This window comes from Neisseria sp. P0022.S010 (assembly GCF_051956635.1).
Map to the genome: position 1 here is coordinate 1 of NZ_JBQCXF010000056.1, position 14,246 is coordinate 14,246.

The window sequence follows — 14,246 nt, forward strand, 5'->3', positions numbered from 1 at the left end:
TCCAAACAATCAAAGAGATATTGTTTATGTTCAGCAAGTTAACCCCCTTGGCTGAAACCAACTTTCCGCCTCTGCTGTGTGAAAACGCAGCAGGGCGTTTGTTGCATTCAGACAGCCGACAAATTAAGCAGGGTGACATTTTCGTTGCCTGTCAGGGCGAATATACAGACGGCCGCAGCTATATCCCTGCCGCCATTGCCAACGGTGCGACCTTTGTTTTTTGGGATGATGACGGAAAATTTGCGTGGAATCCCGAATGGAACGTTCCCAATCAAGGCATTAAAGATCTGAAACATCGCGCCGGTATGTTGGCGGCGCAAGTTTACGGCAACGTTTCAGACGGCCTCAAAGTCTGGGGTGTAACCGGTACCAACGGTAAAACCTCCATCACACAATGGCTGGCGCAAGCTGCCGATCTGTTGGGCGAAAAAACCACCATTATCGGCACAGTCGGCAACGGTTTTTGGGGCGCATTGGAAGAAACCACGCATACCACCCCCGCCCCCGTCGATGTCCAAACCCTGCTCTACCGCTTCCGTCAACAAGGCGCAACAGCCGCCGCGATGGAAGTCTCCAGCCACGGCCTTGACCAATCGCGTGTCAACGGCGTGCCATTCTGTAGCGCAATCTTCACCAACCTCACCCGTGACCACCTCGACTACCACGGCACGATGGAAGCCTACGGCGCCATCAAGTCGCGTCTGTTTTACTGGCATGGCCTGCAACACGCCATCATCAATGTCGATGACGGATACGGTGCAGAACTCGCAGGCCGTCTGAAAAAAGACTGTCTCGATTTAGCCGTTTACAGCTATGGTTTCAGCGAACACGCCGACATCCGCATTACCAATTTCACCGCCTCTTCAGACGGCATGGAAGCCGTATTCCAAACCCCATGGGGCGAAGGAAAATGCCGCACCCGTCTGCTCGGACGGTTCAACGCGCAAAATCTCGCCGCCTGCATCGCCTTGTTGTGTGCCAACGGTTATCCGCTGGATAAAGTATTGGCTGTACTGGCAAAAATCCGTCCCGCCTCAGGCCGCATGGACTGCATTATGAACAGCGGCAAGCCCTTGGTCGTTGTCGATTATGCCCACACACCCGATGCACTGGAAAAAGCACTCTCCACTTTGCAGGAAATCAAACCGCAGGGCGCGGCCTTATGGTGCGTATTCGGCTGCGGCGGCAACCGAGACCGCGGCAAACGCCCATTGATGGGTGCGGCAGCAGTTCAGGGTGCCGATAAAGTAGTGGTTACCAGCGATAACCCACGTTTGGAAAATCCGCAAGACATCATCAACGATATTTTGCCTGCCGTCCCTAATCCTGAACGCGTCGAAGTTGATCGTGCCGTTGCCATCCGTTATGCGGTTGAGCAGGCTGCCGCGAACGACATCATTCTGATTGCCGGTAAAGGACATGAAAACTATCAGGATGTACAAGGCGTGAAACACCATTTCTCCGATTTTGAAATCGCAGAAAAAGCATTGGCAGAGCGCGGATAGACCATATCGCAAATGTTCAGACGGCCCGAAACCTTAAGGCCGTCTGAAAAAGATTTAACCATACAAAACAAAAGCAAAACAACACACGCATTACGGCACGTCAGCCATTAAACCCATCACAGTTGTTTGTTTCGGAAGACTTTTTAACAAGGCCGTCTGAACAACAAGGAGACCGATTTGATGCTGAAAATGCCGACAAAAACCTTATTAATCAGTACAGCCGTAGTTTTATTCGCAGGCTGTACAACCAAACAACTTCCGCGTCCTACTGCCGAAATCGAACAGTTGAGGGTGCAACAGCCTCCTGCCGAGCAAAGCCTGCCTAATCCCGTTAAAGGCAAACGGTTTGACGATACTTGGGGCGCGGCGCGCAGTCAGGGGCGCAGGCATGAAGGTGTGGATATTTTTGCTAAGAAAAATACGCCGATACGCAGTACCACGCCCGGCATCGTCACCAAAATCGGGCGCAACCGATTGGGCGGTAAAGTCATCGGTATTCAAGGGCCGGGTGCGTGGCATTACTATGCCCACCTGAATAAGTTTGCCGGTATCCGCCTGTATGAGCGAGTAAAAGAAGGGCAGGTCATCGGCTATGTCGGTAAAACCGGCAACGCTAGAACCACACCGGCCCACCTGCATTACGGCGTGTATCTGCCGAGTGGCGCGGTGAATCCGTATCCGCTGATTAACCAGGAAAGATAAAATTTTCAAACGTCGTCTGAAATAAATTTTGAAACAAATAATAAGGGAATATTATGGGTATTTTTCGCTGCAATAAATGCGGTTGCATGAATGAGCATTACTACGAATCCGGAATGAGTGAAATTGCTTGTCCAAAATGCACGGCTCCGGTTAAGGTTTACGACACTTTATTTTTTGTCAGTAAATTGTTGGAACGTTATTTTTCAGTGAACCGGGAATTGCAGGCTTTGAAGCAACAGGAAGACGGCAGGGAGGAAAATACACAGCAAGATACTGGTTCGGAAAATCAAAATTATAATCTGCTGGCAGGCGTCAATTTATCGGAAACTGACATTTTAGCTACTGAAAAACAGCATGAACCAATACGGCAATGGTTTGCCCGAGCCAATATTGTGCCGATGTTTGACTTTCAGGCGGTCAATATGAGCGGTTTTTTTGATGAGGCTGCCACTAAATTGGGCAGCAATTATCAGATTACTAAAAATATGTTGGGGCAGATTAGTCGGGCATATAGTCACAACCACACAAGCATTAGTTTGGATATAGGTAAAATGTCGCAAAAAGATGGGCAAACAATGAATAATTTATGCCGACAATTTTATAGCCATACTCTGTTTTCTAAGTATTTCTATCAGAAACAGGAAAAAATTGTTCGCTTGAATCTGCAACGTGCTAGTGCCATCAAGCACTTTTTTTGTGGTGGTTGGCTTGAATGGTTTGCACTGGGCAAAATGCTTGAAGAAGCAAAACACAAAGGCAAAGATTATGCTTTTTCTTGCGCTCGAAATGTAAAAGTCAAATTCGACAATGAAGATAAACAGGAGTTGGATGTTGTATTTTTGCCGATGGGTAAAGAGCCGATTGTGGTGGAATGTAAATCAGGGGAGTTCAGACGAGACATTGAAAAATATGTACGCTTGAAAAAACGATTGAATTTGCCGGATGACCGCTTTGTGATACTGGTTGCCGATTTAGAGGAAAGCCAGGCAGTGGCATTAGGCAGTATGTACGGTTTAACTTTTGTTACACCTAAATCTATGATGAAACATTTACAGATGGTTATGTGAGGCCGTCTGAAAAAACAAATGAAAGAAACCATGAAACCACTAGACCTAAATTTCATCTGCCAAACCCTCAACCTTCCGATGCCGTCTGAAAATCAACCCGTTTCGCGTATTGTTACAGACAGCCGCGATATTCAGGAAGGCGATGTATTTTTCGCGCTTGCCGGTGAGCGCTTTGACGCGCATGACTTTGTTGAGGATGTATTGGCAGCGGGGGCAACGGCAGTTGTGGTTTCGCGCGAAGATTGTGCGGCTTTGAAAGGCGCGCTGAAGGTTGACGATACGCTTGTGGCTTTGCAAAAACTGGCGAAGGCGTGGCGTGAAAATGTGAATCCGTTTGTCTTTGGCATTACCGGCTCTTCCGGCAAAACAACGGTTAAAGAGATGTTGGCCGGCGTATTGCATCATCGATTCGGTGATGAAGCTGTGTTGGCGACTGCCGGCAATTTCAACAATCATATCGGCCTGCCGCTGACTTTGTTGAAACTGAACGAAAAACACCGCTATGCCGTCATTGAAATGGGTATGAACCATTTTGGCGAGTTGTCTTTGCTGACTCGAATTGCCGGTCCGAATGTTGCTTTGATCAATAACGCTTTGCGCGCGCATGTTGGCTGCGGTTTTGATGGTGTCGGTGATATTGCCAAAGCCAAAAGTGAAATCTACGAAGGTTTGCTTTCAGACGGCGTTGCGCTGATTCCGTGCGAAGATGCCAATATCGCTACATTTGAAGCGGCTACTGCGCAATTGAACGCTCAGACTTTCGGCATTGCCAGTGGCGATGTCCATGCAGAAAATATTGAATTGAAACCGTTGTCTTGTGCGTTTGATTTGGTGCGAGGTAATGAACGTGTTGCCGTGGTACTGCCGGTCCCTGGCCGCCACAATGTACATAATGCCGTAGCGGCTGCTGCTCTGGCTTTGGCGGCAGGTTTGAGCCTTGCCGAAGTTTCAGACGGCCTGAAAAATTTCAGCAATATCAAAGGCCGTCTGAATATCAAGCAAGGCATTAAAGGCGCGACTTTAATTGACGATACTTATAATGCCAACCCTGACAGTATGAAAGCCGCCATTGATGTGCTCGCCGCTATGCCTGCGCCGCGTATTTTTGTGATGGGCGATATGGGCGAACTGGGCGAGGACGAAGCCGCCGCCATGCACGCCGAAGTTGGCGCGTATGCGCGGGATAAAGGCATCGAGGCCGCATATTTTGTTGGCGACAACAGCGTTGAAGCGGCAGAGACGTTTGGTGCGGAAGGTTTGTGGTTTGCAGACAAAGATCCGTTGATTCAAGTGTTGAGCCACGATTTGCCTGAACACGCTACTGTGCTGGTCAAAGGCTCGCGCTTTATGAAGATGGAAGAAGTGGTTGAGGCATTGGTAGCAACAACCGCGTAAAAGGCCGTCTGAAATATGAAAAAGATTTTTCTATTGGCTGGTTTGCTGTTTGCCGCGTTTTATGCCGGAATGAAAGTACAGGCATTTATCTATGAAGATACCTGCTTGGACTTGGGCGGCGGAAAGAATCCCGGAAACTATCCGATTTGCGTGGTAGAGAAATAATCTTAATCAATAAGGCCGTCTGCAATTTCAGACGGCATACTGATTGATTTTTAATTGGGCATAAGCCCGCTGTAACAACAAAAACAAAAAAGGAAGTTCCATGTTTTTATGGCTCGCACATTTCAGTAACTGGTTAACCGGGCTGAATATTTTTCAATACACCACATTCCGCGCCGTCATGGCGGCTTTGACTGCTTTGGCGTTTTCCCTATTGCTTGGTCCGTGGACCATCCGCAAACTGACTGCGCTTAAAGTCGGCCAGGCAGTGCGCACCGACGGCCCGCAAACCCACCTCGTCAAAAACGGTACGCCAACCATGGGCGGCTCGTTGATTTTGACCGCCATTACCGTATCCACAATCTTGTGGGGCAACTGGGCAAATCCTTATATCTGGATTCTCTTAGGCGTCTTGCTTGCTACCGGTGCACTCGGTTTTTACGACGATTGGCGCAAAGTAGTTTATAAAGACCCTAACGGCGTGTCTGCCAAATTCAAAATGGTGTGGCAGTCGAGCGTCGCCATCATTGCCGGCTTGGTGTTGTTCTACCTTGCGACAAATTCCGCCAACAATATCCTGATTGTTCCCTTCTTCAAACAAGTTGCCTTGCCGCTTGGCGTAGTCGGCTTCTTGGTATTGTCCTACCTGACCATCGTCGGCACATCCAATGCCGTTAACCTGACCGACGGCCTTGACGGACTTGCCGCCTTCCCCGTCGTCCTTGTTGCCACCGGCCTTGCCATCTTTGCTTATGCCAGCGGCCACTCACAATTTGCACAATACCTGCAATTACCTTACGTTGCCGGAGCAAACGAAGTCGTGATTTTCTGTACCACCATGTGTGGCGCGTGTCTCGGCTTTTTGTGGTTTAACGCCTATCCGGCACAAGTCTTTATGGGCGACGTCGGCGCGCTCGCGCTCGGTGCGGCGCTCGGTACCGTTGCCGTCATCATCCGCCAAGAATTTGTCCTCGTCATTATGGGCGGCCTGTTTGTCGTTGAAGCCATTTCCGTTATGTTGCAAGTCGGTTGGTACAAACGCACCAAAAAACGCATTTTCCTGATGGCGCCGATTCATCACCATTACGAACAAAAAGGCTGGAAAGAAACCCAAGTCGTCGTCCGTTTTTGGATTATCACCATCGTCTTAGTGCTGATTGGTTTGAGTACCCTTAAAATCCGCTAAATCTCCAAAGGCCGTCTGAAAGTTTCAGACGGCCATTATGTAGGATAAGCATGCTTGTCTGAATCCTCTATTTCAAAAATAAATCCCGCAATAATCCACACAGAAAGTCCCCAAACATGTACCAATCTTTCGGCGGCGCAACCGGCATCCGCACCCTGACCGACCGTTTCTACGACTTGATGGAACTTGAGCCGAAATATCAAACCTTGCGCCAAATGCACGGCGAAGATATGACCCTGATACGCGAAAAGCTCTACGAATTTTTCAGCGGCTGGCTCGGTGGACCGCAACTCTTTATCGAAAAATACGGCCATCCCCAACTGCGTGCCCGCCATATGCCTTTTGCCGTCAACGTACAAGTCCGCAACGAATGGATCGCCTGCTTTGCCCAAGCCATGAGCGAATTGGACATCGACAAAACACTTGCCGAGCCGGTTTTAATCCAAGTTTTTGCCATGGCAGATTGGTGTCGTAACCAAAACGAAGACGGTATCGAACCGCCTATGCCGCCGATGGCGGTTGATCCTTGGGTACGCGCACCGGAATTACAGCAGATTTTGAGTAGCTATGGTGTGAATAGCTTTTTTAAGGAATTCACTAGTTAAGGCCGTCTGAAAAACTAGGATAAAACAGAAACAATAATCTGAATGTAATGGATTTTAAAATGAATAAATTATTAAAAAAAATGATGGTAGCCCTGTTATCTTTGGGTTTGGCGCAGGCGGTTTGGGCTGATAATGTGCCGGATTTTAAGGAAACGTTTCAAGATGCAGAACAAGGATTTGCAGCTGCCCAATATAATTTGGGTCTGATGTATGCCAATGGGCAAGGAGTCCATCAAGACGATGCACAGGCGGTGCGGTGGTATCGCAAGGCGGCAGAACAAGGGTATGCTCAAGCTCAATATAATTTGGGTGTGAGGTACGACAATGGGCGAGGAGTTCGTCAGGACTATACACAGGCAGTGCAGTGGTATCGCAAGGCGGCAGAACAAGGATTGGCCGATGCCCAATATAATTTGGGTATGATGTATGCCAATGGGCAAGGAGTTCGTCAAGACTATGCAGAGGCAGTGCGATGGTTTCGCAAAACGGCAGAGCAAGGGCTTGCAAAAGCCCAATATAATCTAGGCCTGTCCTATGCACAAGGACAAGGTGTGAGCCAAGACTATGTTCAGGCGGTGAGATGGTATCGCAAGGCTGCGGAACAGGGACATGCAGATGCGCAAAATAATTTGGGTGTGATGTATGATAATGGAAAAGGAGTTCGTCAAGACTATACAAATGCGGTGCAGTGGTATCGCAAGGCTGCGGAACAGGGACATGCAGGTGCTCAAATTAATTTGGGTATGATGTATGAAAAAGGGCAAGGCGTGCACCAAAACTATGCAAAGGCAGTGGAGTGGTATCACAAGGCGGCTGAACAAGGACATGCCCAAGCTCAAAATAATTTGGGTGTGATGTACGACAATGGGCAAGGAGTTCGTCAGGACTATGCACAGGCGGTGCAATGGTATCTCAAGGCAGCAGAGCAGGGGTATGCAGATGCTCAATATAATTTGGGTTTGATGTATGAAAAAGGGCAAGGTGTACGTCAAAGTAAAATAGTTGCTAAAGAATGGTTTAAGAAGGCTTGTGCTAATGGAGACAAGCAAAGTTGTGATGTTTATCGCCAATTGGATTAGGCAGGGTATTGAATTTTGCTAAGGGCCGTCTGAAAAAACTAGGATAAAACAGAAACAATAATTTGAATGTAATGGATTTTAAAATGAATAAATTATTAAAAAAAATGATGGTAGCCTTGCTGGTTTTCGGTATAGGACAAACAGTGTATGCGGAAGAGGTTCCTGACGTTCAGAAAATTTTGTGGGTGGCGGAACAAGGTTATGTTCCTGCTCAATATATTTTGGGTGTAATGTATGCTGATGGACAAGGCGTGCGCCAAGACTATGCTGAAGCGGTCAAGTGGTATCGTAAAGCAGCGAAACAGGGAGATACCCGAGCACAATCTAATTTGGGGTTGATGTATGTCAACGGAAAAGGTGTGCGCCAGGATTATGCAGAGGCAGTGCGGTGGTTTCGCAAGGCAGCAGAACAAGGGGATGCAGCTGCCCAATCCAATTTGGGTGTAATGTATGTCAACGGACAAGGCGTACATCAAGACTATGCTGAAGCGGCGAAATGGTTCCATAAAGCAGCGGAACAAGGAAGTGCTGAAGCCCAACTTAATTTAGGTGTGATGTATGCTAATGGGCAAGGTATGATCCAAGACTATGTCGAAGCGGCAAAATGGTATAGAAAAGCGGCAGAACAGGGTGATGCTCAAGCCCAATATAATTTAGGTGTGATGTATACCGACGGACAAGGTGTACGCCAAGACTATGTCGAAGCGGTTAAATGGTATCGTAAAGCTACAAAGCAGGGTGATGTCAAAGCCCAATATAATTTAGGTGTGATGTATGCCAATGGACAAGGAGTCCGTCAAAACTATGTGCAGGCAGTGAAGTGGATTGAAAAGGCAGCAATGCAAGGTCATGTCAAAGCCCAATACAATGTGGGTGCGATGTATGCTAATGGACAAGGTGTCCGCCAAAATCTAAGAGTTGCCAAAGCGTGGCTCGGTATGGCATGTAATAACGGTAATCGGCTAGGATGTGACGGTTACCGTCGTTTAGAATCGGGTTATTGAGCGGTTTATGAAATGCCGTCTGAAAAAACTAGGATAAAACAGAAACAATAATTTGAAAGAAATGAATTTTAGAATGAATAAATTATTAAAAAAAATGATGGTAGCCCTGTTATCTTTGGGCTTGGTGCAGGCAGTTTGGGCTGATAATGTGCCGGATTTTAAGGAAACGTTTCAAGTTGCGAAGCAAGGAAATGCTAAAGCCCAATATAATTTGGGTGGGATGTACTACAATGGGCAAGGAGTTCGTAAGGACTATGCACAGGCAGTGCAGTGGTATCGCAAGGCGGCAGAACAAGGGTTTGCTAAAGCCCAATATAATTTGGGTGTGATGTATGAAAAAGGACAAAGTGTCCGCAAAGACTATGTTGAAGCGGTCAGATGGTATCGCAAGGCGGCAGAACAAGGGATTGCAGAAGCCCAATTTAATTTAGGTTTGATGTATTACAACGGACAGGGAGTCCGTCAAGACTATGTACAGATAGTGAAGTGGTTTCGCAAGGCTGCAGAACAAGGGTTTGCACAAGCCCAATTTAATTTGGGTGTGATGTACGACAATGGGCAAGGAGTTCGTCAGGACTATATACAGGCAGTGCAGTGGTATCGCAAGGCGGCAGAACAAGGGTTTGCACAAGCCCAATTTAATTTGGGTGTGATGTACGAGAATGGGAGAGGAGTTCGTCGGGACTATATACAGGCAGTGCAGTGGTATCGCAAGGCTGCAGAACAAGGGATCGCACAAGCCCAATATAATTTGGGTTTGATGTATGCCAAAGGAGAAGGTGTTCGTCGGAACTATAAGATTGCCAAAGAGTGGTTTGGTAAGGCTTGTGATAACGGACTACAACAAGGTTGTGATGCTTATAGAGAATTGAATCAGGCAGGATATTGAGCCCCTATTTAAATACCGTCTGAAAAAACTTAGGATAAAACCAAAATGACTTTTCAAAATAAAAAAATCCTCGTCGCCGGACTTGGCGGCACGGGTATTTCCATGATTGCCTATCTGCGCAAAAACGGTGCGGAGGTGGCTGCGTATGATGCGGAGCTGAAAGCCGAGCGCGTGTTGCAAATTGGTAAGATGTTTGACGGGCTGGTGTTTTATACGGGCCGTCTGAAAGATGCGTTGGATAATGGTTTCGATATTCTGGCGCTCAGTCCCGGCATCAGTGAGCGTCAGCCGGATATCGAGGCGTTCAAGCAAAACGGCGGGTGCGTGTTGGGCGACATCGAATTGCTGGCGGACATTGTGAACCGCCGCGGCGACAAGGTGATTGCGATTACCGGCAGCAACGGCAAAACCACGGTAACGAGCCTGGTCGGCTATCTCTGCATCAAGTGCGGGCTGGATACCGTTATCGCGGGTAATATCGGTACGCCGGTTTTGGAGGCGGAATTGCAGCGCGAAGGCAAGAAGGCGGACGTGTGGGTGTTGGAGCTTTCCAGCTTCCAACTGGAAAACACCGAAAGCCTGCGCCCGACTGCGGCGACGGTGCTGAACATTTCCGAAGACCATCTCGACCGCTATGACGACTTGCTTGACTATGCGCATACCAAGGACAAGATTTTCCGTGGCGATGGCGTGCAGGTTTTAAATTCAGACGACGTGTTCTGCCGCGCCATGAAACGGGCAGGACGCGAGGTGAAATGGTTTTCGTTGGAACACGCAGCCGATTTTTGGTTGGAACGTGAGACAGGCCGCCTGAAACAAGGCAATGAGGATTTGATTTCTACGCAAGACATCCCACTGCAAGGCTTGCACAACGCCGCCAACGTTATGGCTGCCGTCGCCTTGTGCGAAGCCGTCGGTTTGCCGCGCGAAGCATTGCTCGAACACGTCAAAACCTTCCAAGGCTTGCCGCACCGCGTGGAAAAAATCGGTGAGAAAAACGGCGTGGTGTTCATCGACGACAGCAAAGGCACGAACGTCGGTGCGACCGCCGCCGCGATTGCCGGTTTGCAAAATCCGCTCTTCGTGATTTTGGGCGGCATGGGCAAAGGGCAGGATTTCACGCCCCTGCGTGACGCGCTTGTCGGCAAGGCAAAAGGTGTGTTCTTGATTGGTGTCGATGCGCCGCAAATCCGCCGCGATTTGGACGGCTGCGGTCTGAATGTGACCGACTGCGCCACTTTGGAAGAAGCGGTTCAGACGGCATACGCCCAAGCCGAAGCGGGCGATATCGTGTTGCTCAGCCCAGCTTGTGCGAGCTTCGATATGTTCAAAGGCTATGCGCACCGTTCGGAAGTGTTTATCGAAGCGTTCAAAGCTTTGTAAGGCCGTCTGAAAGATGAAAAGAGGGTTGGTTTTACCGTAAACCTTGTGTGTCATTGTCTCAAAGGTCGTCTGAAAACGTTAAGGCAGTTTCAGACGACCTTTTTGCAGCAACTGTAAACTTGTTCCTTGCCTTTATCCGGTGTTACTGTTTCTTAAAATTTGCCTATGCGGGCAAACAGCGAGGCGGCGGGCAGCTATGCCTGACCGACAAAACATGTGTTTATCAATCCGAAAGGAAAACCCATGAATTTTCAAGACTACATCCGTTACGATGCCGTCGGTTTGGCAGAGCTGATCCGTAAAAAAGAAGTCTCCGCCGATGAAGTGTTGCAGGCTGCTTTAAACCGCTTGGACGAAGTCAATCCCAAGCTCAATCTGTTGGCGCACGATTTGCGCGAACGCGCGGCGGCATGGCAGTGGCCGTCTGAAAATGCCGATACGCCGCTGGCGGGCGTGCCGTTTTTGCTCAAAGACCTGCTGGCGGATTGGGAAGGTGCGCCGACATGGTCGGGTTCGCGCATGATGCAGCATTACATTGCCAAACAAAACAGCGATTTGACCCAAGCCTATCTCGATGCGGGGCTGCGCGTGTTCGGCAAAACCACCACGCCCGAATGGGGCGCGTATCCCGTTACCGAAACCGAAATTTACGGCATCACGCGCAATCCGTGGCATTTGGATTACACTGCGGGCGGCAGCAGCGGAGGCGCAGCGGCGGCAGTGGCTTCGGGCGTCGTACCCGCAGCGCACGGCAGCGACGGTGGCGGCTCCATTCGCTTACCCGCGCACAACTGCGGCGTGTTCGGGCTGAAACCCACGCGCGGCCGCAGCAGTTACGCGCCGAACGCATCGGAGGCATGGCAAGGTTTGGTATGCGACCATGTGTTGACCCGCAGCGTGCGCGACAGCGCGGTTTTACTGGACATCGCCGCCCAAATCCAAGCCCGCGCCCTGTATGCCTGCCCGCCGCCGCCCAAAAACGGTTTTGCAGACAGCCTGAAACTAGAAACAGGTCGTCTGAAAATCGCTTTTTGGAAACAGACATGGTTTGGCGGCGGTAACGACGAAGGCACGGAAGCCGCGTTTGCCCATAGTTTGAAACTGATGCAAGACGCGGGACACGAATTGGAAGAAGCCACGCCCGATTTCGCGCCGCCCGAACAGCTCAACCGCGCCGCCCGCATCATCGTCATGGGCGAAACGGCAAAACTGTTCTACCAATATCAATACGAAACCGGACAAAAACTGCCGCACTGCCTGCTTGAACCGACAACGTGGGCAATGATTGTGCAGGGGCGGCAAATCAGTGCGGGCGAAATGGCATGGGCGCGCGACGTGATGCTGGCGCAGGAACGTGCCGCCAAAGCATTTTTCACACGCTACGACGTGTTAATGACGCCCGTCTGCCCGCGCACCACGCCGAAAATCGGCGAGATGATGCCGCCGCCCGCCGCACAAAAAGCCATGCGCCTGCTGTTCGGCACGCTGCGCTTGGGTTTTCTGTTGAAAAACAACCCGTTTTTAGAAAAAGAAGCCGCCGCCGCGCTGCAATACGTCGGTTATACGTCGCCGCTGAACATGAGCGGCAACCCCGCCATGAGCGTGCCGCTTTACCGGCATAACGGGCTGCCCGTCGGTACTCAGTTTGCCGCCGCTCACGGACGCGAAGACACGCTGCTCCGCCTTGCAGCGCAGTTGGAACAGATACAGCCGTGGGTGGAAATACCGCAGTTGGCTTAGGGTTTGTATTGGATAAAAAGTAGCCTATTTTTCTGAAGAAAAAATTTATACAAGGCCGTCTGAGAACATAAAAGCGTTTTCAGACGGCCTTTTGCCGGTATCAAAGGGTAGGGGAGGGCGCAAAGAACGTCGGAATCCGGCATCTTTAAAGATTCTGAATTGTTGGTTTGGAAATAAACCTTTAAAATAACGTTAATTCATTTTTTCAGACGGCCTCTTGCCCATTTGCAGGCCGTCTGAATATTTTATTCAAGCCGTTACGGATGTTTTCATGATTAGTCTTTCCAAAATGCTTGACCGGCCGATTGCGCGCGATGGTCGGAAGTTTGATGTTTCTCTCTTGTGGATGGTCGTTTTGATGACGACCTTCAGCTTGGTAATGATTTATTCGGCCTCTATTGTATATGCGGCGTCGGATGGGGGCAGCCAGTTTTCTTTTGTGTTCAAACAGGCAATGTTTATCCTGTTTACGGTGGCCATGTGCTTGCCGCTTTTCCTGCTGAAAATGAGCTTTTGGCGGCGGATTATTCCGTTTTATTTTGTCGTTTCCGGTTTGCTGTTGTTGCTGGTTTTGTTTGTCGGCCGTGAGATTAACGGCGCGACGCGCTGGATTCATATCGGGCCGCTCAACTTGCAGCCAACCGAGTTTTTCAAATTGGCAACGGTTTTGTATTTGTCCAGCCTGTTTACGCGCCGTGAAGAAATGTTGCGCGATTTGGATTCTTTGGGTTGGTCGTCCCTATTTTCGGGTATCGGTGATTTGCTGTCCTGCCCGTTTAAGGCGGAGGCCAGGAGGCGGGTCAAGGAACGAGCCATCAAGTTCAAAACTCTGTTGTGGCCGATTGTGTCGATTGCTATCAGCCTGATTTTAATTATGTTGCAACCGGATTTTGGTTCGTTTGTTGTGATTGTCGTGATTACTATGGGTATGCTGTTTCTGGCAGGCTTTCCGTGGAAGTATTTTGCCGTATTGGTGGCGACCGTTGTGAGCGGAATGGGTTTGCTGATTTTGGCCGCGCCTTACCGTATGGCGCGTGTGGCGGCGTTTTTGAACCCGTGGAGCGATCCTCTGGGCAAAGGCTATCAGTTGACGCAGTCTTTGATGGCCATTGTGCGCGGCGGCTGGTTTGGCGAGGGTTTGGGTGCGAGCCTGGGTAAACGCTTTTACCTGCCCGAGCCACACACAGACTTTATTTTTGCCGTCATCGGCGAAGAATTCGGCTTTTTAGGGATGCTGGTTTTGGTGTTCTGCTACGGCTGGCTGGTGTGGCGCGCATTTTCCATCGGCAAACAGGCGCGTGATTCGGGCCTGATGTTCAGCGCGTACATTGCCAACGGCATCGGTATTTGGATTGGTATTCAAAGTTTCTTCAATATCGGTGTAAACATCGGTATCCTGCCCACTAAAGGCCTGACTTTGCCGTTTATGTCTTACGGCGGTTCGGCTGTCTTTATCATGCTGGTGTGCGTTACTTTGTTATTGCGCATTGATTATGAAAACCGCCAAAAAATGCGCGGTTATTCGGTGG

Annotated in this window: 13 protein-coding genes; all 13 read left to right on the forward strand. The window is 49.5% G+C overall.

Annotated elements, in window-relative coordinates:
* The first annotated feature begins 26 nt into the window (after positions 1 to 26).
* Positions 27 to 1,505, forward strand: a complete 1,479-nt coding sequence (locus ACTHUT_RS07655; RefSeq protein ID WP_440386018.1) for a UDP-N-acetylmuramoyl-L-alanyl-D-glutamate--2,6-diaminopimelate ligase — start codon at positions 27 to 29, stop codon at positions 1,503 to 1,505.
* A 180-nt stretch (positions 1,506 to 1,685) separates the two neighbouring features.
* Positions 1,686 to 2,207, forward strand: a complete 522-nt coding sequence (locus ACTHUT_RS07660; RefSeq protein ID WP_440386151.1) for a M23 family metallopeptidase — start codon at positions 1,686 to 1,688, stop codon at positions 2,205 to 2,207.
* A gap of 53 nt (positions 2,208 to 2,260) precedes the next feature.
* Positions 2,261 to 3,274 (forward strand): hypothetical protein, encoded by a 1,014-nt coding sequence (locus ACTHUT_RS07665; RefSeq protein WP_440386019.1) that lies wholly within the window; start codon positions 2,261 to 2,263, stop codon positions 3,272 to 3,274.
* Positions 3,275 to 3,304: 30 nt separating this feature from the next.
* Positions 3,305 to 4,669 (forward strand): UDP-N-acetylmuramoyl-tripeptide--D-alanyl-D-alanine ligase, encoded by a 1,365-nt coding sequence (locus ACTHUT_RS07670; protein ID WP_440386020.1) that lies wholly within the window; start codon positions 3,305 to 3,307, stop codon positions 4,667 to 4,669.
* A gap of 15 nt (positions 4,670 to 4,684) precedes the next feature.
* Positions 4,685 to 4,834, forward strand: a complete 150-nt coding sequence (locus ACTHUT_RS07675) for a hypothetical protein (RefSeq protein WP_049322572.1) — start codon at positions 4,685 to 4,687, stop codon at positions 4,832 to 4,834.
* Positions 4,835 to 4,934: 100 nt separating this feature from the next.
* Complete coding sequence (gene mraY, locus ACTHUT_RS07680; RefSeq protein WP_440386021.1) at positions 4,935 to 6,017, forward strand: phospho-N-acetylmuramoyl-pentapeptide-transferase; 1,083 nt, start codon at positions 4,935 to 4,937, stop codon at positions 6,015 to 6,017.
* Positions 6,018 to 6,133: 116 nt separating this feature from the next.
* Positions 6,134 to 6,622, forward strand: a complete 489-nt coding sequence (locus ACTHUT_RS07685) for a group II truncated hemoglobin (RefSeq protein WP_440386022.1) — start codon at positions 6,134 to 6,136, stop codon at positions 6,620 to 6,622.
* Between the two features lie 59 nt (positions 6,623 to 6,681).
* Positions 6,682 to 7,701, forward strand: coding sequence for an SEL1-like repeat protein (locus tag ACTHUT_RS07690; protein WP_440386023.1), 1,020 nt, complete (start codon positions 6,682 to 6,684; stop codon positions 7,699 to 7,701).
* A gap of 83 nt (positions 7,702 to 7,784) precedes the next feature.
* Positions 7,785 to 8,705 carry an SEL1-like repeat protein gene (locus tag ACTHUT_RS07695; RefSeq protein WP_036493421.1) on the forward strand — a complete coding sequence of 307 codons (921 nt, stop codon included), beginning with the start codon at positions 7,785 to 7,787 and terminating at the stop codon, positions 8,703 to 8,705.
* Positions 8,706 to 8,778: 73 nt separating this feature from the next.
* Entirely contained in the window at positions 8,779 to 9,594 is an 816-nt protein-coding gene (locus tag ACTHUT_RS07700; protein ID WP_440386024.1) for a tetratricopeptide repeat protein, read from the forward strand.
* Between the two features lie 45 nt (positions 9,595 to 9,639).
* Positions 9,640 to 10,977 (forward strand): UDP-N-acetylmuramoyl-L-alanine--D-glutamate ligase, encoded by a 1,338-nt coding sequence (gene murD, locus ACTHUT_RS07705; RefSeq protein WP_440386025.1) that lies wholly within the window; start codon positions 9,640 to 9,642, stop codon positions 10,975 to 10,977.
* A gap of 243 nt (positions 10,978 to 11,220) precedes the next feature.
* Positions 11,221 to 12,717 carry an amidase gene (locus ACTHUT_RS07710; protein WP_440386026.1) on the forward strand — a complete coding sequence of 499 codons (1,497 nt, stop codon included), beginning with the start codon at positions 11,221 to 11,223 and terminating at the stop codon, positions 12,715 to 12,717.
* A 271-nt stretch (positions 12,718 to 12,988) separates the two neighbouring features.
* A partial coding sequence (locus ACTHUT_RS07715) for an FtsW/RodA/SpoVE family cell cycle protein (RefSeq protein WP_440418719.1) occupies positions 12,989 to 14,246 on the forward strand: 1,258 nt, incomplete at its 3' end.

Excerpts from the sequence above, each read along its gene's own strand:
- ACTHUT_RS07655 (WP_440386018.1), top strand. The coding sequence starts at position 27 with ATGTTCAGCAAGTTAACCCCCTTGGCTGAAACCAACTTTCCGCCTCTG.
- ACTHUT_RS07660 (WP_440386151.1), top strand. The coding sequence starts at position 1,686 with ATGCTGAAAATGCCGACAAAAACCTTATTAATCAGTACAGCCGTAGTT.
- ACTHUT_RS07665 (WP_440386019.1), top strand. The coding sequence starts at position 2,261 with ATGGGTATTTTTCGCTGCAATAAATGCGGTTGCATGAATGAGCATTAC.
- ACTHUT_RS07670 (WP_440386020.1), top strand. The coding sequence starts at position 3,305 with ATGAAACCACTAGACCTAAATTTCATCTGCCAAACCCTCAACCTTCCG.
- ACTHUT_RS07675 (WP_049322572.1), top strand. The coding sequence starts at position 4,685 with ATGAAAAAGATTTTTCTATTGGCTGGTTTGCTGTTTGCCGCGTTTTAT.
- mraY (WP_440386021.1), top strand. The coding sequence starts at position 4,935 with ATGTTTTTATGGCTCGCACATTTCAGTAACTGGTTAACCGGGCTGAAT.
- ACTHUT_RS07685 (WP_440386022.1), top strand. The coding sequence starts at position 6,134 with ATGTACCAATCTTTCGGCGGCGCAACCGGCATCCGCACCCTGACCGAC.
- ACTHUT_RS07690 (WP_440386023.1), top strand. The coding sequence starts at position 6,682 with ATGAATAAATTATTAAAAAAAATGATGGTAGCCCTGTTATCTTTGGGT.
- ACTHUT_RS07695 (WP_036493421.1), top strand. The coding sequence starts at position 7,785 with ATGAATAAATTATTAAAAAAAATGATGGTAGCCTTGCTGGTTTTCGGT.
- ACTHUT_RS07700 (WP_440386024.1), top strand. The coding sequence starts at position 8,779 with ATGAATAAATTATTAAAAAAAATGATGGTAGCCCTGTTATCTTTGGGC.
- murD (WP_440386025.1), top strand. The coding sequence starts at position 9,640 with ATGACTTTTCAAAATAAAAAAATCCTCGTCGCCGGACTTGGCGGCACG.
- ACTHUT_RS07710 (WP_440386026.1), top strand. The coding sequence starts at position 11,221 with ATGAATTTTCAAGACTACATCCGTTACGATGCCGTCGGTTTGGCAGAG.